The 18,297-nt window shown below is 41.0% G+C and carries 17 protein-coding genes; 13 read left to right on the forward strand and 4 right to left on the reverse strand.

Annotated features, from left to right (window positions below; translation table 11 throughout):
- The first annotated feature begins 107 nt into the window (after positions 1-107).
- The 12 genes from CDC37_RS21915 to menH all read left to right on the forward strand — a co-directional run bounded on the left by CDC37_RS21915 (position 108) and on the right by menH (position 10,086).
- A complete protein-coding gene (locus CDC37_RS21915) occupies positions 108-1,262 on the forward strand; it encodes a GAF domain-containing protein (RefSeq protein WP_157780816.1) in 1,155 nt (384 codons plus the stop codon).
- A 65-nt stretch (positions 1,263-1,327) separates the two neighbouring features.
- Positions 1,328-1,660, forward strand: coding sequence for a response regulator (locus CDC37_RS21920; protein WP_096625118.1), 333 nt, complete (start codon positions 1,328-1,330; stop codon positions 1,658-1,660).
- 168 nt (positions 1,661-1,828) lie between these two features.
- Positions 1,829-2,332: a CHAT domain-containing protein gene (locus CDC37_RS21925; protein ID WP_330220851.1), complete on the forward strand. Its 504-nt coding sequence runs from the start codon at positions 1,829-1,831 to the stop codon at positions 2,330-2,332.
- A 704-nt stretch (positions 2,333-3,036) separates the two neighbouring features.
- Positions 3,037-3,555 (forward strand): phycocyanin subunit beta, encoded by a 519-nt coding sequence (locus CDC37_RS21930; protein WP_096625122.1) that lies wholly within the window; start codon positions 3,037-3,039, stop codon positions 3,553-3,555.
- A 122-nt stretch (positions 3,556-3,677) separates the two neighbouring features.
- On the forward strand, positions 3,678-4,166 hold the full coding sequence (gene cpcA, locus CDC37_RS21935) for a phycocyanin subunit alpha (RefSeq protein ID WP_096625124.1): 489 nt from the start codon (positions 3,678-3,680) through the stop codon (positions 4,164-4,166).
- A gap of 268 nt (positions 4,167-4,434) precedes the next feature.
- The gene (locus tag CDC37_RS21940; protein WP_096625126.1) at positions 4,435-5,250 is read left to right on the forward strand and encodes a phycobilisome rod-core linker polypeptide; all 816 of its coding nucleotides are present in this window, start codon (positions 4,435-4,437) and stop codon (positions 5,248-5,250) included.
- 166 nt (positions 5,251-5,416) lie between these two features.
- Entirely contained in the window at positions 5,417-6,286 is an 870-nt protein-coding gene (locus CDC37_RS21945) for a phycobilisome linker polypeptide (protein WP_096625128.1), read from the forward strand.
- A gap of 128 nt (positions 6,287-6,414) precedes the next feature.
- Positions 6,415-6,639, forward strand: coding sequence for a phycobilisome linker polypeptide (locus CDC37_RS21950; RefSeq protein ID WP_096625130.1), 225 nt, complete (start codon positions 6,415-6,417; stop codon positions 6,637-6,639).
- A 415-nt stretch (positions 6,640-7,054) separates the two neighbouring features.
- The gene (locus CDC37_RS21955) at positions 7,055-7,879 is read left to right on the forward strand and encodes a HEAT repeat domain-containing protein (protein ID WP_096625132.1); all 825 of its coding nucleotides are present in this window, start codon (positions 7,055-7,057) and stop codon (positions 7,877-7,879) included.
- 103 nt (positions 7,880-7,982) lie between these two features.
- Complete coding sequence (locus CDC37_RS21960) at positions 7,983-8,735, forward strand: HEAT repeat domain-containing protein (RefSeq protein WP_096625134.1); 753 nt, start codon at positions 7,983-7,985, stop codon at positions 8,733-8,735.
- 9 nt (positions 8,736-8,744) lie between these two features.
- Positions 8,745-9,188: a hypothetical protein gene (locus CDC37_RS21965; protein WP_096625136.1), complete on the forward strand. Its 444-nt coding sequence runs from the start codon at positions 8,745-8,747 to the stop codon at positions 9,186-9,188.
- A gap of 118 nt (positions 9,189-9,306) precedes the next feature.
- Positions 9,307-10,086, forward strand: coding sequence for a 2-succinyl-6-hydroxy-2,4-cyclohexadiene-1-carboxylate synthase (gene menH / locus CDC37_RS21970; RefSeq protein ID WP_231943145.1), 780 nt, complete (start codon positions 9,307-9,309; stop codon positions 10,084-10,086).
- 314 nt (positions 10,087-10,400) lie between these two features.
- On the opposite strand, the gene CDC37_RS21975 is transcribed toward menH, so the two are convergent.
- From CDC37_RS21975 to CDC37_RS21990, 4 genes are all read right to left on the reverse strand, one after another.
- Positions 10,401-11,684, reverse strand: coding sequence for a sensor histidine kinase (locus CDC37_RS21975; RefSeq protein WP_096625140.1), 1,284 nt, complete (start codon positions 11,682-11,684; stop codon positions 10,401-10,403).
- 285 nt (positions 11,685-11,969) lie between these two features.
- Entirely contained in the window at positions 11,970-14,159 is a 2,190-nt protein-coding gene (locus CDC37_RS21980) for an ATP-binding protein (protein WP_096625142.1), read from the reverse strand.
- Positions 14,156-15,061: a phosphate/phosphite/phosphonate ABC transporter substrate-binding protein gene (locus CDC37_RS21985; protein ID WP_096625144.1), complete on the reverse strand. Its 906-nt coding sequence runs from the start codon at positions 15,059-15,061 to the stop codon at positions 14,156-14,158. The genes CDC37_RS21980 and CDC37_RS21985 overlap by 4 nt, the downstream gene beginning before the upstream one ends.
- A gap of 311 nt (positions 15,062-15,372) precedes the next feature.
- Positions 15,373-15,798 (reverse strand): lysozyme inhibitor LprI family protein, encoded by a 426-nt coding sequence (locus tag CDC37_RS21990; protein ID WP_096625146.1) that lies wholly within the window; start codon positions 15,796-15,798, stop codon positions 15,373-15,375.
- Positions 15,799-16,644: 846 nt separating this feature from the next.
- On the opposite strand from CDC37_RS21990, the gene CDC37_RS21995 reads away from it, so the two are divergent.
- Positions 16,645-17,943, forward strand: coding sequence for a hypothetical protein (locus CDC37_RS21995; RefSeq protein WP_096625148.1), 1,299 nt, complete (start codon positions 16,645-16,647; stop codon positions 17,941-17,943).
- Positions 17,944-18,297: the final 354 nt, after the last annotated feature.

Here is an 18,297-nt window from a genome sequence, read left to right on the forward strand (position 1 = left end):
TTGATGCACTAATAACAAGTGTACCTCATTTACCTCGAAAGTGCTGTAAGTTATTTCCTCAACAGGATAATTGGTCATTGGGGAGTAGGGAAAGTCGTATTGGGTATGTGGATTATCGTCAGTATGGAGTTGATTTAGAACTAGAAAAACAACGTTTAGGTGAGCGAGTTTTGCGTAAAAATGAACACCACGTTAAACGTTATCCTGTGAGTCCCCAATTTGTAGAGGAAGGTCAGCAAAATCTTGAAAGTCTGACAATTGCTGCCTATCCCTATGATTTTGAAGAAATGCAAGGATTAATCTTAATTGAATGTGTGGGAAAATCGGCATTAATTCGGAAACAAAATGGCTGGTTAGAGTTATATTTACAGCGAGCAGCCCACGCGATTTGGTATGCCACAACCTATGCTAGACAAAATGTGCAAACCAGTCAATTAACGAATTTACATGGCTTTACCGAATCCCTTACCCAATTATCAGACCCCAAGGAATTATTTAGTCAAATAGCTTGGGAAACATTACATATTTTAGCTGCGGATGTGGTGGTAATTTATGAATACGACCGTACAACCCAGGAATTTATCACTCCTCCAGATATTGCTGGGAGATTAATTTATGTAGAACAAATGAAAAGTGAAGTAAGTAGTAATAACGTTCCCCAAAAGTTAATTGATTATGGTGTAAATACCTACTCCCATGATTTGGCAACTGACCCAGTATTCCAAAAATCTGACTTTTCCCAACGAGAACAAATTAAATCGGCAGCAGGAATTTTATTAAAAATTCAAGATGAAATAGTTGGTGTAATATTCATTAATTATCGCCGAGAATTTTACTTTTCCGACAGTGTCCGCACATTAATTGAAACTCTGGCTTCATCAATTGCGATCGCTATCAAAAATCAGCGTTGGCTAGGTAATTGGGTGGAGGCTTTAAATGATATTGATTTAAAAATTATTACCGCCAATCAACAGGAGGAATTACTTCACCAAATCGTTGAACGGGCTGCAAGTGCCACTAATGCTAATTTCGCAGCTATTAGATTAGTAAATAAGGTAAATCAAACCCTAGAAACCTGTGCAATTTATCCCCCTTCCTGTCCACGCACATCCGGTAAATACTTGAGTAGTTTTGATGAAGGAATTACGGGTTGGGTAGCCAAAAATCGGATGCCTCAACGGGTTGATGATGTTTCAAAAGACTCGCGTTATCGAGCTTTTTTCCCTAATGTGGGTAAGGTCTTTCTTGTCTACTTAATCTAATTATTACTGTGATGTGTTCAAAGATGGGACGAAATAAATAGAATCATGATGACAGGGGAAAAAGCATGGATGAGTTGAAAGTGATTTTGGTGGAAGATAATAAAAATTGGCAACATATTCTGCAAGAAAAACTCAGACAAGCTTTCAAACAAATCGGACACTCCCAAGACCGGGTTTATTTAGTTGATAATTTTGCTGACGCATATAATCAACTGAGTCAAAATCATTGGGATTTGCTGGTGACAGACGTTGCGCTAGGTGATTCGACTGAAGAATCTATGCGTTTTGGTATCCAACTTATCGAACTTGCACGCGATCGCCAAATTCCCGCGATCGCAATTAGTGGTTCGATCAAGGTGACAACCCAAGATGTCCGCAATATCCTTGTTCAATACTAAGCTTCCGATTTTTTTAGTAAGCGGGATTTTGATACTGTTGATTTTATCAATCGGGTCAAACAACTTCTATTAAATCGTCATGGACTCGGATTTCCCATTAAAATTCTGTTTCTGGGAGCAAATCCTATTAACACCACCCAATTACGCATTGGTAGCGAGGTTCGCGATATTTATGAAATCCTCCGTCGCGGATCTGTACGGGAAAATTTTTCTGTTGAAACTTATACCTCTGTCCGTCCTGGTGATATTAGTCAAGGAATTTTAGACTTTAAACCTGCGATTATTCACTTTTCGGGACATGGAACAGAAAACGGAGAGATTTTATTGGAAAACGAATCCGGTGAGATTCAACCCCTATCTGCAACCAATTTTGCTGGATATTTTGCTCGCATTCAACCCCAAATACCAATTCACTGTCTAATTCTCAATGCTTGTCATTCTGCACCCCTTGCTCAAGCCCTAGCAACACATTTACCCTATGTAATTGGGATGGACATTGCCATCAGTGACGCAGCAGCCATGAAATTCGCCGTGGGTTTTTATAAAGCATTGGCTAACCATGCTTCCATCCCTGAAGCTTACCATCAAGGTTGCGGTGAAATTCAACTTTATAACCTTGCGGAAGAATTAACCCCTAAACTTTATCAAAAAATTGGGAGTAACCGACATTGAGTGCGATCGCGATCGCTGACGTAAAACATCTATTCAAAGATGGGAAGTGGGGAGTAGCCATATCTAGAGTGAGATTGCGCTCTGATGGAAAAAGCCTATTAGAATCTCACATCCTCAAACAGCAAATAATTGTTGCGAATGTGAGCTTTTGCTGAGGTTAGGAAGTAAACTTCTCATTCAGAATCATGGCAAGCGTTGAGTAATACTATTTTAGGAACAGCCTAATACATTTTCTAACCCTGCTCCCCATCAGGTATCAACTCCCAAGTAAAACGGTATAACGGCTTGATCTTCCTCCTACTACCTATTCCCCACTCTCTACTCCCTACTCCCTGTAAATTTTAGGGATTTGTGAGAAATATAAGTTAAGTTTTGTAAGCCTTTGAAACTAGAAAACAATAATTTTTAACGAACAGAGGGTCTAAGTCGTTGTATAAATATATTTTGGAAGGGTAAAACGTCGAGAGGGGTTGCTTGAACGTAGTTATCCCTTGGTTCCTGGCTCATCTGAGTTATTCATGAACTTTTGTAAAAAAGTTTTAATATGGGAGCCAAGAAGAGATTAGACTGTATCAAGGATATCTGTTTGACCTTTCTGGGTTGCGAACTGCAATCTATCGTCAGAGTCACAGGATATGTGGACTTTAGATATAAAGTTCAAAAAACAAGACAAATCTAAAATTAACGGATAGGAGATTAGATTAATGTTAGATGCGTTTGCCAAAGTAGTATCGCAGGCTGATGCCCGTGGTGAATACCTCAGCACTGCTCAATTAGATGCATTGATGAACATGGTAAAAGACGGTAACAAACGGATGGATACCGTTAACCGGATTACCAGCAATGCATCGGCAATCGTTGCGAACGCAGCGCGTGCATTATTTGCAGAACAGCCCCAATTGATTGCACCAGGTGGAAACGCTTACACCAGCCGTCGGATGGCAGCTTGCTTGCGCGATATGGAAATCATCTTGCGCTACGTGACCTATGCAATCTTTGCTGGAGATGCAAGTGTACTTGACGACCGTTGTTTGAACGGATTGCGCGAAACCTACTTGGCATTGGGTACTCCCGGTGCATCGGTTGCAGTTGGCGTGCAAAAAATGAAAGAAGCAGCAATTGCGATCGCAAATGACAGAAACGGTATCACCCAAGGTGATTGCAGTGCATTAATGTCTGAAGTAGCAAGCTACTTCGATCGTGCAGCAGCAGCCGTTGCATAATTTGAAATAAGTCTAAGCGCTATTTGCTGACTATGTTGTGGGAATAAATGCAGATAGTCAGTTCGTGAAAATAGCTTTGAAACAGAAATTTCTAAAAAGCTTAAAAGGGAGATACCAAACCGATGAAAACACCACTCACCGAAGCTGTAGCAGCAGCAGATTCTCAAGGACGTTTCTTGAGCAGCACAGAAGTGCAAGTTGCTTTTGGTCGTTTCCGTCAAGCTACAGCTAGCTTGGAAGCAGCAAAAGCATTAACTGCCAAAGCTCAAAGCTTGGCTGAAGGTGCGGCAAACGCAGTATATCAAAAATTCCCCTATACCACCCAGATGACCGGACCCAACTTTGCATCTACCTCCACAGGTAAAGCAAAATGTGTGCGTGACATCGGTTACTACTTGCGCATGGTTACCTACTGCCTAGTTGTTGGTGGTACAGGTCCATTGGATGATTACTTGATTGCCGGTATCGCTGAAATCAACAAAACCTTCGACCTATCTCCTAGCTGGTATGTTGAAGCTCTCAAATACATCAAAGCTAACCACGGATTAAGCGGCGACCCTGCGGTTGAAGCTAATTCATACATTGATTACGCTATTAACGCCCTCAGCTAATTAGGGTTAATTTGCCCGGAAAGCGGTAGCGGCTCGGCTGGCATGGTGCTAGGAGTTGTTAAGCTTTCCGGGTAGTTTTTTAGGCTTTGCATAAAAAAATCATATTAGTGAATCGCTTCATCACTATAGTTCACTGTAGTGATGGGATGAAGGTGAGATAGACAAGCAAAACACAGAACAGTTGTTATGTTGGTAGAAAAATAACTGAAAGGTAGACTCAACATAACAAAATTGTTTTTGATAACATCAAATAACGGGGTATACAGTTATGACCGGATTAGGAGCAGCTGCCCAGTTAGGAATTCGTGCGTTTGCGGAATCGGGTATAGTTGAACTGCGGAGTAATGCGGTTCGAGAAGATGTGGAGAACGTGATTCGCAGCGCATATCGGCAGGTATTAGGGAATGCTTACTTACTGGAAGGTCAGCGTTTGACCAGTGCGGAATCATTGCTGCACAGTGGTGAAATCACCGTGCGTGATTTTATTCGGATGATTGCTCAATCCGAATTATACCGCGAAAGGTTTTTTTACAGTAATTCCCAAACTCGGTTTATTGAGTTGAATTATAAACACTTGCTGGGGAGAGCGCCACAGGACGAGACAGAAATCGCCTACCACGTAGACCTGTATAGTTCACAAGGTTACAGTGCAGATATCGATTCCTATATTGATTCTGTGGAGTACCAAGAGAACTTTGGAGATAACATCGTTCCCTACTACCGAGGTTTTTCTAGTCAGGTGGGACAGAAAAATATTGGTTTTAGCCGGATGTTCCAGTTGTATCGGGGATATGCCAATAGCGACACAAGTCAAGGGCAAAAACAAGGTAAATTGACTTGGGAAGTTGCGAAAAACCTGGCTTCACCGATTCGTCCAGCAAGTAGTGGTGCTTTAGTGGGTGGTGCAGTAGGTGCGCGGGGAGATGTGTATCGGATTCGTTATATGCAAGCAGCATCACCAAATGCGGCTGTTGTGAGACGCTCCACTAATGAAATAGTGGTTTCCTTTGAGCAATTGTCAAGTAAATTGCAACAGTTAAACCGTAAAGGTTGCAGGGTGATGAGTATTGGATTGGCTTCATAAATTCAGTCAGTAGTAAACCCGTTGTCTAGTAGTTGCAAATCATTAACAAATTCACAGATGGTGAAAAATTGGGAATGGGTTATTGATTTGTTGGAGTTGTCGTGTTGGTCAGCATGGCAACTCACTCTCGTGGAAATATGAACAGTAAGGAGATAGTGTTGAGACTATGGCAATAACTACCGCAGCTTCTCGTTTAGGAACAGAAGCATTTGATCAGACTGCACCCTTAGAAATGCGTCCCCGCACAACCAAGGAAGAAGTAGAGTTAATTATCAGTGCTGTTTATCGGCAGTTATTAGGTAATGACTATTTGATGAAAGCAGAAAGACTTACCAGTGCGGAATCATTATTACGTGATGGTAAAATTACCGTGCGTGACTTTGTGCGTCAGGTAGCCAAATCAGAACTCTACAAGAAGAAATTTTTCTATAACTGCTTTCAAACTCGGACAATAGAGTTAAATTATAAGCACCTACTAGGTCGCGCACCCTATGATGAGTCGGAGATTATTTTTCACTTAGATTTGTATCAAAACGCGGGATTTGAAGCAGATATCGATTCTTACATCGATTCACCAGAGTACGAAGCGAATTTTGGCGAGAATATTGTTCCCTATTATCGTGGTTTCCAAACCCAAACAGGACAAAAAACCGTTGGTTTTAGCCGCATGTTCCAATTATATCGGGGATATGCAAACAGCGATCGCGCCCAATTAAAAGGAAGTGTACCCCATTTGGTGAATGAACTGGGACGGAATGATGCCAGTGCAGTTGTATCACCTTCGGGAACTCAATCTGGATTTGCGTATGTAGCTCCGACAAAGGGTGTCACCCCAGCAACCGGATTTGGTGGTGGTGCAACCTTTGGTAAGGAAGGAAGACTATACCGGGTGGAAACTGCGGGTGTATTTGGTGCTGGATATCCGAAAACCCGTCGTGTGAATCAAGCGGTAGTAATTCCCTACGAGGAGTTATCTGGTTATATGCAGCGTGTTCAGCGTCAGGGTGGAAAAATCGCTAGTATTACACCTGTTTAGGAGGAGAGTAGGAGACAGGATACAGGAGACAGGAGATAAGTATTTATTATTATTTGTTATTTATGACTTACTCTCCTAACTCCCCTGCTCCAATCTCCCAGTTATTGAGATGGAAGAGGAATAAAATTATGCTGGGAACAAAACTATTTCGCTACGAAGTTGCTGGACTTAAGCAAAGTGATGAAACTGACAATTTGGGCTATCAAATTCGTAGTAGTGCCAATACAATTATTACAGTTCCCTACAACCGGATGAACTCGGAAATGCGACGGATTACTCGGATGGGTGGAAAAATTGTGAGTATCCAACCTGTGTCCGCAGCAGAAAGTACTGAAAATCACGACAATAACTAGGGTATGCGGAAAAAGTCTTTTCCTAAGGGTAGGGAACAGGGAGTCAGTAGAGATGCGACATGTCGCGTGTGTACAGGAATAGTTTTAACCCAACTATTCCGCTTTTCATAAGACCCAAAAAATTAAAAATGCCAGGTTTTTAAGCCTTGCATACCTATATGTTGGCACTTTTGGCGACTAAAATCCCATCAATCGCTTGCAAAATCAGTTTTTTCTTTGTGACTTCGCTAACTACAGTGCATCCTGGATACTTCTTGATGCATCAATCGCTTGCAAAATCAGTTTTTTCTCTGTGACTTACTCAATCCGATCCAAATCAGTCCCCCCATTTCCTTTGGAGACAACCAAACAAGAAAATAGCTAATTACTCCCTGCTCCCCACTCCCTATTTACAAGCGAGAATTTTGATAGTTAAATGGATGCCAACTTTGAACAAAATCAAGATAATGAAACCCTGACAATTGAACAAGTGATCGCAAATTTACGCGGGAATGATTTAGGTTTGCGTTTTTATGCAGCTTGGTGGTTAGGAAGATTTCGGGTGCAAAATCCAGAAGCAGTCAGGGAATTAATTATCGCTCTGGAGGATACGGATGACCGCACACCGGAAGGTGGGTATCCATTAAGACGCAATGCGGCCCGTGCTTTGGGGAAAATAGGTGATTTATCAGCAGTAGAGGGATTAATTCAAGCTTTAGAATGTGCAGATTTTTACGTGCGAGAAGCTGCTGCTGAGTCCTTGGGAATGCTGGGGGATAGTTCGGCGATTCCGGCTTTAGGTAATTTGTTATCCTGTGGGGTGGAGGGGGAAGGATTAATCCAACCCCAACCGGATAATACCCATCCCTACGACGCGATTATTGAAGCCTTGGGTAGTTTACAAGCCATTGATTTGATACCCCAAATCGAATTATTCTTACAGCATCCGACACCGCGGGTACAGTATGCCGCAGCAAGGGCAATGTATCAGTTGACCAATGAAGGAAAGTATGGCGATATATTAGTTAGGGCTTTAGGTGTGGATGATTTACAATTACGTCGTGCAGCCTTGACGGATTTAGGTGCCATTGGTTACTTACCAGCAGCTGAAGCCATTTCCCAAACTTTAGCAGAAAACAGTTTAAAATTAATTGCCCTCAAAGGATTACTGGAACATCAGGTAAAAAAGGTCTCACCCCCCACCCCCACCTTAACGGAGGATGTTATAAGAGTGATTACCTTGATGGACTCGCTACTATAAAATCCAGTCAAGAGTTATGAGTTAAGAGTTACGAACTCCAGTTTATTTCTAACTCTTAACTCTTGACTCTTTATTTTCCGGATAAACATTTTTAGATTAAATCATGAATAATTCCCAACTTTGTCAAACATTAGTTAAAGCAGTAGAAGAAGCTGATTCCTCAAAAACACTATTGGAAGCGGTACAAAATTTAGCAGATGCCAGTTTAGAAGAATCTGTGCCTACTTTGATTGCGGCTTTGGGGTATAATAATCCAGGTGCTGCCGTTGCTGCCGTTGACGGGTTGGTAAAAATTGGTAAACCGGCAGTGACACCGTTATTGGAATTGATTGATAATTATAATTATGGAGCTAGGGCTTGGGCTGTCCGTGCTTTAGCGGGAATCGGTGATCCACGGGGACTGGAAACCTTGCTGGACGCAGCTAAAAATGACTTTGCCTTGAGTGTACGTAGAGCTGCTGCAAGGGGATTGGGGATAATAAAATGGCAGGAATTACCCCTGGAAGAGGCGAAAATTGCTCAACAGCGAGCCTATGAAGTATTAACAGTGGTATGTCAAGACCCGGAGTGGGTGGTGCGCTATGCTGGAGTAGTTGGTTTAGAAAGACTAGCGATCGCAATCTTCAAAGTGCAAGGGGAGCTAGTTGTCAAAATTACTTCAGACTTAGAGAAGGTCATGGCAGAAGATGAGGAAGTTTCTCTGAGAACCCGTGCAGAATTAGCATTACAAACACTGAGAATTGAAAGCAATCAGCTGAATCAAAATGCTTCTAGACTGCGCTTAAATTCCCAACAATCCACAAAACAAGAAAAAGAAGAAGATTATGCACAACGGGGAGAAGGAAGGAGAAATTAGGGGGTAGGAGTGCAAATTCACGATTTAAAAGTTGGTGACAAAATCGGTGTATTTTTTTATGATGATTGGCGTGGTAGGAAGGCGACGATTGAAACCGTTACCCACATATCATCAACAGGTACAATTACAGTTTCTTCGGGAACACGGTATACCTACCAAGGTAGAGAAGTTGGTGCATTAGGTGATGCAACCTATTTATGTAGTGTGAGTAAAGCGGAGGAGATTATTGCTAGGGATGGTACAAAATATCAGGAATCACCTGTTGTTGATGAGTTAGAGATAAGAGAAAATAGGTTAATCAAATTATCCCAACTTGCGGCTGATAATGCAATTAGGATTCTCCATCAATATGGTTACTATAAAGATAAGAAAGATAAGAGTGGTAAATTAGCTGAGGTAGAATCCAAGATTGCGGCTATTGTTCAGGAGTATTTAGAGGAGATGGAAAAATAAATCAGGACTGACAACGCACTTGTTAAGTATTAACATCGACTTTTAAAACATCTTCCTATGCATGGTATATAATTTTAACTTTTCTAGTTCTCTAGTAAATCAAATAGAAAATCCATGTATGTTATTTTTGCATGGATTTATGGGGAATAGGGAAGAATTTAGTCCTGTAATTAGGTTTTTAAAAACTGATTTTTGTTGTGTATCTATAGATTTACCAGGACACGGTAAAAATATCTTGTTAGATACAGAATTAGAGAACGAAAAGCCCTATAGTATGTCTCAGGTTGCTGAGGGAATAATCGATTTTTTAGATAGCTTAAACATTTGCAAATGTTTACTTGTAGGTTATTCGATGGGTGGCAGATTGGGTTTATATTTAGGAATTAATTATCCCCATCGTTTTTCCCACTTAATTTTAGAATCAGCTTCTCCGGGATTAGCAACGATTGAGGAACGAGAAGCCAGGATAAAAAATGATTTAGGAATTGCCAGAAAATTAAATCGTTGTCTACAAGCCAATGATTTTCAACAGTTTTTAATTAATTGGTATCAACAACCCATTTTTGGTCAAATTAGTCATCATCCTGATTTTCCTCAAATGCTTCAGCAACGCTTACAGTGTCACCCTTTGGAATTAGCTAAATCCCTGCAATATATGGGAATAGGTGTACAACCGTCTTTGTGGGATAAATTAGCTAATCTACAATTACCAGTACTATTAATCGTTGGTGAACAAGATAGGAAGTTCGTCGAAATTAACCAAAAAATGTGTAGTTTTAATCCTAAATTTTCCCTTCAGATAATTAAAAATTGTGGTCATAATATCCACTGGGAACAACCGCAGCAATTTGCCGAAATTATTCGTGATTTTTTCGTTAACAGTTCATGTTTGATGTAAACCATCAACAACAATAAATCAGAAATTAAAATACCTGAATCACTCGTTCAACAAGAAGTTTATTTTTTTTAAAATTAATTACTACTTCCTGAGAGTTTGAGAAATTTGTGAGAAATCTGGGATATAAATTTTGCTCAAACACCAGGAATAAAAAAATCTTTTAACTGTATATTGTAACTACCAAATTTAGTATTGTGTTGCGAAACCACCGCGATCGCATTTGTAAAGGGAACCACTGGATAATGCAGAATCTGTCCAGATAAAAGTATTTCTAAATACATAGGAGTGAGTAGGGAAGGGGAATAAGTTATTTTCTAATGAGGGAACAAAGAAGTTCTTTGGGAAATTGGAATCTGTACTATAAACTCTGTTCCCTTTCCGAAAGTGGAGTAACAGTCAATTTTGCCACCGTGTTTTTCTGTGATAATTTGGTAACTGATGGATAATCCTAAACCAGTTCCCTTACCGACAGGTTTAGTAGTGAAAAAGGGATTGAAAAGCTGGTCGCGAATATTTTCAGGAATACCGACACCATTATCGATGATAGAAATTGTCACCCATCCAGATACCATCGATGTGCGGATGGTGATGGTGGGAGAATCTATTTTTGCTTCCTCTAGAGCATCAATGGCATTACTAAAAATATTCATGAATACCTGGTTCAGTTGACCGGGATAGCATTCAATTGCTGGTAATTGACCGTAATCCCGAATTATCTGGATTGCCGGGAAATGAGGTTTGGCTTTGAGGCGATGCTGTAGGATTAGTAAAGTATTCTCGATACCCTCGTGGATATCCACCTGTTTACATTCCGCTTCATCTAAACGGGAAAAATTTCGTAAAGACAACACCAAATCCCGAATGCGATCGCTACCAATTTCCATTGATTTAAGTATTTTCAGCAGGTCTTGCTGTAAAAATTTCACATCAATTTCTGCGGCTCGTTCCTGGATTTCCGCAATAGGTTGGGGATAATGGTGTTGATAGAGACAGAGAAAATCTAGTAAATTCTGAACATATTCCCTGACATGGGTAATATTCGCATGGATAAAATTAACGGGATTATTGATTTCGTGGGCAATTCCCGCGACTAACTGACCCAGGGCAGACATTTTTTCACCCTGTACTAATTGCAACTGAGCCTTTTGTAAATTTACTAGTGCCTGCTGTAATTCCTGGGTGCGTTGTTCCATAATGCGGTTAGCACTACGTAGTTGCAGATGTACCTGAATCCGCGCTAATACTTCCTCGTTTTGAATCGGTTTAGTAATGTAATCAACAGCACCTAAACTAAATCCTTTCACCTTATCTACGGGGTCAGATAAAGCTGTCATAAAAAATACCGGGATATCGCAGGTGTTAGGATTTGCTTTGATGCGTTGACAGGTTTCAAACCCATCGATTCCCGGCATCATCACATCTAGTAAAATTAGGCTAGGTTGGGAAGTTTCTAAGCGTTGCAGAGCGGTTTCCCCATTTTTGGCGATCGCAACTCGATAACCATGCGCACTCAGGAGGTCGAATAGTACCTGTAAATTGGTGGGTGTATCATCTACGACCAAAATTGTATTTTCCTGAGCGGGCACTTCGGTGGTCATTTTTTACTCCTGGTGTTTTGAAGAGGGTTTTAGTTTTCAACATTTATAGGAATCCGATTTGAATATGGAAATGACTGACGTAGGTAGGGAACAGGAAGTAAGGAACACAGATGTACTTGGTTTTGCCACACGAGTACAGGTTAGGGGAACAAAAATCCAATATGATTCCTAAAGAAGATATTTTTATCTATGAGGAGTGATTTGTTTTTCAGTGTAAATCACGATTTTAAGATGAAAATAAAACGAAATAGCCGATAAATAATTGGGGATTGGAACATGGGGTGACTACACCCAAGGTTCTAAAAGTTGTAAAATCCCTTCATCATCAAATTGCTGACTCAATTCCAGGATTTTATTGGCTAGGGGAATATATTTAGGTGCTAATTGTTTGAGACGGTTTGCTTCCTGTTGTACCTCACTCATAAAGCCACCTTGGGCGGCGGTATAAAGGGCTGCTAGTTCCTCTGGGGGTGGAAAGACTATTTCTGCTGTTTGAGTGGAATTATCATCCTCCGTAATCTCTACATTAGGGTTTTCTGCCCAAATCCACTCCAAGTTCAACAACCGTTTGATTTCCGCCAGTAATCCGTTAAAATCCAGAGGCTTGGGGAAAAAACTGCTACATCCTGCATCCACACTATCCTGCATATCTACCTGGGATAGGGTTGCGGGGGAAGCGATGATGGGGGTTTGAGCAAAATCGACCATTTGTCGCAATTGACGGGTCATTTCCAGACCATCCATGACAGCCATGTGAACATCGGTAATAATTAGGTCGGGACGTATTTTTTGAGCAATATCTAGACCCTGTTGTCCGTTTTCCGCTTCCGCAACTTCAAAACCCAAGGGTTCCAGCATATTCATCGTAACTAAGCGATTTTCCTCCCGGTCATCCACCACAAGAATTTTCCGTCGTTCCCCTTGATAACCCACTACAATTTGATCCGCGATCGCTTCTGTGGTTATCCATTCGGAAGCAAGGGGTAGGTCGAGTTCAAACCAAAAGCAACTTCCCTGACCCAGAACACTTTCAACGTGAATTTCACCTCCCATTTTCTGAATTATTTGCTGACTGATGGCTAGTCCTAATCCTGTCCCTTCCATATTCCGTTCTCTTTTCCCTGCTTGCTCGAAGGGGAGGAATATGGAAGCTAATTTTTCCTCGGCAATACCAATCCCGCTATCTTTGACTTGGAAGCGAATACGAAGCATCCGTTCCGAATCTAGCGAGGTATCATCTACAACTTCTATCCGAAAGGAAACGCAGCCAACATCAGTAAATTTGACGGCATTGCTGAGTAGATTTAGTAACACCTGTCGCAATCGTTTATCATCAGCATGGACTGCTGTCGGTAAATTGGCTCCTGGTTGAAACTTAAATTCCACACCTTTTTGCTCTGCCTTAATCCGACAAATATCCGCAGTGGAAGCAAGGAAATTGGCAAAGTGGAAATCCTGGGGATAGAGTTCCATTTTTTGCGCTTCCAATTTTGATAAATCTAAAATGTCGTTAATCAGGGTGAGGAGATGGGAAGCACACTGGTGAATCACCCGAAAACCCTTAATATGTTTTTCGGTGGTGGTGGGTTCGCGTTCTAGGATTTGCACATAACCCAGGATACCATTAAGGGGAGTTCGTAGTTCGTGGTTCATATTGGCAAGAAACTGACTTTTCGCTCGGTTAGCAGCTTCCGCAGCAGTGCGAGCAATTTCCAGTTCTTTTAACTTTTGTTGCAAACTTTCCGCCATCTGATTAAAAGCTTGGGATAGCTCCTCAATTTCATCCTGGGTGTAGATGGCTATGCGATGGGATAAATTCCCTGTACCAACCTGATTTGCTCCTGCTTGGAGTTGTTTGAGGGATTGGATTATGGGGTGTAAAACTAGCCAAAATAATCCTGAAACCATCACAATTAACAGAACAATAGTGGCATAGGAAACATTAGTCGCGATCGCATTTGCTTGTTGTAATTCTGTTTCTGCTGCTGCTGCTTGTTGTTGAGCTTCCTCGGTTAAATCTGTCAAAAAGAAGTCAATATCTCGCTTAAAGCCGTTGATAGCACGAAAATCAGCCTTGATATCCGCTTCTGTTTTAATTAATCCCCGGTTAATTCCCTCAATCACATTTTCTTCTAATTCCTCAAAAAGTTTCTGTCGCTCACGGATATATTTAACCTCTGGTGTGGATACCAGGGATTCTAGCAAATCCAACGCTCCCTCAATCCCCTGATCGAACTCTTCCTCCTTCTCCTCATCGATATTGCGGAACAACACATGGTCTTTGAGTTCGAGAATTTCCGCATAGAGACGATTTTGTACCAGGGTAGTTGCTTGCATCCGTCGCAGAGCCTGGCTATACTTTTGGTGGCTGGAGTGTTGGATTTGATTGCGCCACAAAGTACTAACACCAGAAATCAAAGCGATCGCTCCTACCAATCCCAGGGACAGTCCGATAAACTTGGTTGCTATCTTCATTGACTGCTCCCCCCGGATAAGTTCACCTGACGACGTAATTCCTCGATAGACTCATAATCCTCGTCTTCCACCAAGGTATATCCAATGGTTTTCGCACCCATCAAGTCCTTAATCCCTTCAGGAGCAGTCAAAAAAGCTTTTTTCAGTTTCTGAATCAAATCTGGAGGTAGGTTTTGAGAAACCAGTATGGGAGCATGGGGAATGGGGTCTGATTCCCAGATGATCCGCAGATTTTTCCCCTTACCCTCCTCCCGTAATTGATTATAGGTAGCCAAATTAGTCGCGATCGCATCCACCTGATGAGTTGCTAATAATTCCCCTGTTCCCTCATGGGTTCCCCCAAAAACTACCTGGGAAAAATCTTGCTCTGGGTTAATTCCTTCCCGTTGCAATGCAGCTAAAGGTACAAGATAACCGGATGTGGAAGAAGGATCAACAAAACCCACCCGTTTACCCTTTAGGTTTCGCAAAGTTTTAATCGAGCTATTTGCAGTTACGACAAAACAGGAACGATACCAAGGACGTACAGTATCCGCATCGATGGGAGCTACCAAGGGTTTGACTTTTGCTCCCCGTTCCACAGCTTCAAAATAGGAGACAACCCCAGCATAGACAGCATTCGCTCGTCCATCCACTACCATATCCACACTTTCTTGGTAGTCCTGAGCAAGGATAAAATCCACCTGTTGTCCCAACACCTGTTCCAAATGAGCTTCTAAGGGTGCAATCATCCGTTCCTGTTCAACTCGATCTTGAGTCGGTTGCACACTAATACGTAGTACAGTTTCCGGGGATGATGGGGTAGACTTTTGGGTAGATTGGGGAGGAGCAGGAGAACAAGCACCCAACCAAAACGGGATTACCCCAGCAATGAGATAGGGGAATAAAATTAGCGATCGCACGGATTTAATCTAAATTCTTCAGGTTTACTCTTCTTTCTATAGTTCCCCAGTTGATCCAAAAAATCACAATGGTAAGCATCGGGAGGAGGGAGCAGGGAATACTGCGTACACCAGAACGCATAAAAGCGCTTTTCCCTACTCTCTACCCCCATCTACTTAGGACTTATTAAAAAATAGTAAAGACGCGATATATCGCATCTCTATATGCATCTCTATATCCTGTAAGCGTTATATCTCTTTCATCTAAAATTAGTATAAGAATGATAAATTTATCATTGTCTAAATCATCAGTATGAACAGTTCTCAACCACCTAGAAGGAACGCTCTTGTATGTATCGTTCTAATTGTGTTGTGCGTTCTTTAGTCATTCTCTCCAGACAATTATTCAAAAAACCGCTATAACCGGAACCCCGACGTGAGCTATAGACTTCAAATAAGCAGTTAGTATCTCGAAACTTAATCCAATTTTGTTGAGCTTTAATTAATTCTTTACGCTCATCACCATTAACTTGATTATAAAGTCTTTTGTAAACCTGATTAAGCCTCCTGTCTGCTGCTTGGTAAGCTTTTGCAGTACAAAGTTTCCATTCTACGTTACTACCGGGATTAGCACAGTTAGTTTGTTGTGCTATTACCTCAAGCTGTTTCCCCATTAATAGGTTAAACAAAATACATATAGTTACAATTGCTGATGCTGATATAATGCTGCTAATACGCCAGTTAACATTTTGTTGCATATTCTTTTTACTCTTCTATGATTTCGCGGAAGATATTCCTGCACTTTGTTTATTTATTTGTTCTCTTACCCAAATAGTTGCAGACTAATACTGAATATAGTTGCTAAAAAAATCACATATTTTTAATATGTTCCTGAAGTTTTTCTAAGTACAGGACAAAAATTGTGGGACATAAATAAAATTACCCGTTTTTGAGTCCAGATTGAGAACAATAAAACGAATAAAATCTAACCATAACGCTTTACAAGCTTTTCCTGCATTTCTCACGAGGGAGTGATAAGCCTTGAGTATTGGGTTGATTTTCCTGCTACTCCCTACTCACTGAAAGTTTGAGGAATTTGTGAGAAATCCGAGTTTTGTCCCGTATAGAGACAACAGATATAATCGATGAAATTATTGCTATATCTAGCTTTTTCAATTACGTAGCTTGTACACCAAGTATAAGTAACATGAATTGGTATGGGACTCTTGTCATTCGTGAAAAATTATGCCATGATTGACCCCCACCAAGCTACCCAAAATCGATGAAAATCTTGCCACGAATCAAATCAATGTTTTACAACCCTTACCTCAGCCTTTTATTCCCCTTTGTCAATTTGTAAAAATATTTTCACGAGCAATATTCAACAAACAAATGTAACAAAAATCAAAATTTCATCATCATAAATACAGTCATCACCAAATCATTTCCGCCGAAAAAATAATTACTTGAAAGATTAATTATTTTCTCAATAAAGAATGATTTTTTAAGTGTATATACTGAACATTTTCGGAGATTTTAACCATAACATACACCTAATACCTGGAAGCTAAGTGTATGTAAGTAGAGTGTGAGGAAGAGTCAAATTGAGTCAACAACTTAATACTAATTATCTATTTAATTGTCCCGAATGGCTAGCAATTAGTGTAATTTGTGTCACTGGAATCATTACCATTCCTGGGGAAAATGCGGATGCAGCGGTTTCTCCCGATTTCGACCTATCTGGGAGGGAGTCACAAATTACAGAGCAATTACCAGTCCAGCAGATAGATATTGCCACTAAAATTAAACAACACCGTTTGCAAGCTGAAGCCATCAGTCAAAGATTACAAACCAACACTAATAGTCACCCGAATCATGATTTGCGGGATTTAAGTGAAGTCCAAGCACCAAAATTAACCACGGAATTGGAAAAACCGGATTTGACCGAACTGACTAAATCCAGAACTACAGCTTTAATCACCAAATTAAAACGCGTTTCCATTCCGGAAATGGACCCTGTAACTAAAGGTGAAAACCCATCCCCTGGAACCACGGATGATGTAATTACCAAGTTAAAAACATCCCGTCAGCAAAAACAAATCATTGCTCAATCAGATTCTTCCGGAGTGGTGGGAGATACCTTTGGAGAGATAAATAAACTCCGTCAGCAATTACTAATTGACCCCATTGATCCAGTCATTGTCAGAGGAAAACCACCAGTTGCATCACCGTCCTCCAGTGCTGGAACACCGACTGCGTATGGAGTTGGTTCTCGTCAAGCCTATATTGGGGGTGGTGTCAGCTTTCCATTAGATGGTAAACGCGATCGCACTGATGGTTCCTTGTCCTTTGGTTTTGGAGAAGGAGACCCGGTAAATTCTCTGGGGATTGAATTCAATTTCAATATTACCAGTATCGGGGATGCAAATGACTTTGATTTTGGTGATAGTGGAACCATTGGCTTTAAATTACACCGTTTCATTGGTCGAGGTACTGCTGTTGCTTTTGGTTGGTCTAATCCGATTCGTTGGGGAGATACGGATCGAACCCGTCCGACTTTGTACGGAGTTGTGACGACATCAATTCCTCTCCAACCTGACAATCCGAACCATCAATTACCCCTCACGGTTTCAGTTGGTGTTGGAAGTGGTGCATTTCGTTCCAAGGGTGCATTTGCAGACGGTCAAGACACTCCGAATGTCTTTGGTAGTGTTGGGTTACAGGTAATCCCCCAAGCATCTCTGGTTGGTAGTTGGACAGGAAATCGTTTGAATTTGGGTGTTTCCGTTGTCCCGATTAAAAATATTCCCCTGGTGATTAATGCAATTTACACCGATGTCACCGATAACTTGAATTTTGGATCAGGTCTATCCATTATTGCTGGTTCCGGTTTCCGTTTCTAATCCTCATACTCTGTCACCCAGGTTTCTCACAAAACCCTAAAACTTTCAGGGAGTAGGGAAGAGAAAGGAAATTAAGTCATTACTCAACGTTTACGGTTCACCCATGAGAAATGCAGGATTACAGCAGTTTATAAAGTAAAAATATGAAAGTAAAAAGTCAAAAAAATTATGAATTTATTTTCAATTTTGCTGTTGAACTTGTTCCATAAAGTGGTTTTGAGCAAGCCTTAAAGTTTGGTTAGAAGTCACAGATTTAGCTGTTAATTCTTGCCGGATACCATTTTACAAAAATTTTGATACAGTTTCTCCCCTCGCTTCTCCCACATCCTTGCTCCCCGTTAGGTATCAACTCTA

Source organism: Calothrix sp. NIES-3974, from assembly GCF_002368395.1.
Lineage (GTDB): Bacteria > Cyanobacteriota > Cyanobacteriia > Cyanobacteriales > Nostocaceae > NIES-3974.

What these genes read in the sequence shown, in the direction of transcription:
- CDC37_RS21920 (WP_096625118.1), top strand. Translation starts at nt 1,328, where the DNA reads ATGGATGAGTTGAAAGTGATTTTGGTGGAAGATAATAAAAATTGGCAA.
- CDC37_RS21930 (WP_096625122.1), top strand. Translation starts at nt 3,037, where the DNA reads ATGTTAGATGCGTTTGCCAAAGTAGTATCGCAGGCTGATGCCCGTGGT.
- cpcA (WP_096625124.1), top strand. Translation starts at nt 3,678, where the DNA reads ATGAAAACACCACTCACCGAAGCTGTAGCAGCAGCAGATTCTCAAGGA.
- CDC37_RS21940 (WP_096625126.1), top strand. Translation starts at nt 4,435, where the DNA reads ATGACCGGATTAGGAGCAGCTGCCCAGTTAGGAATTCGTGCGTTTGCG.
- CDC37_RS21945 (WP_096625128.1), top strand. Translation starts at nt 5,417, where the DNA reads ATGGCAATAACTACCGCAGCTTCTCGTTTAGGAACAGAAGCATTTGAT.
- CDC37_RS21950 (WP_096625130.1), top strand. Translation starts at nt 6,415, where the DNA reads ATGCTGGGAACAAAACTATTTCGCTACGAAGTTGCTGGACTTAAGCAA.
- CDC37_RS21955 (WP_096625132.1), top strand. Translation starts at nt 7,055, where the DNA reads ATGGATGCCAACTTTGAACAAAATCAAGATAATGAAACCCTGACAATT.
- CDC37_RS21960 (WP_096625134.1), top strand. Translation starts at nt 7,983, where the DNA reads ATGAATAATTCCCAACTTTGTCAAACATTAGTTAAAGCAGTAGAAGAA.
- menH (WP_231943145.1), top strand. Translation starts at nt 9,307, where the DNA reads ATGTTATTTTTGCATGGATTTATGGGGAATAGGGAAGAATTTAGTCCT.
- CDC37_RS21975 (WP_096625140.1), bottom strand. Translation starts at nt 11,684, where the DNA reads ATGACCACCGAAGTGCCCGCTCAGGAAAATACAATTTTGGTCGTAGAT.
- CDC37_RS21980 (WP_096625142.1), bottom strand. Translation starts at nt 14,159, where the DNA reads ATGAAGATAGCAACCAAGTTTATCGGACTGTCCCTGGGATTGGTAGGA.
- CDC37_RS21990 (WP_096625146.1), bottom strand. Translation starts at nt 15,798, where the DNA reads ATGCAACAAAATGTTAACTGGCGTATTAGCAGCATTATATCAGCATCA.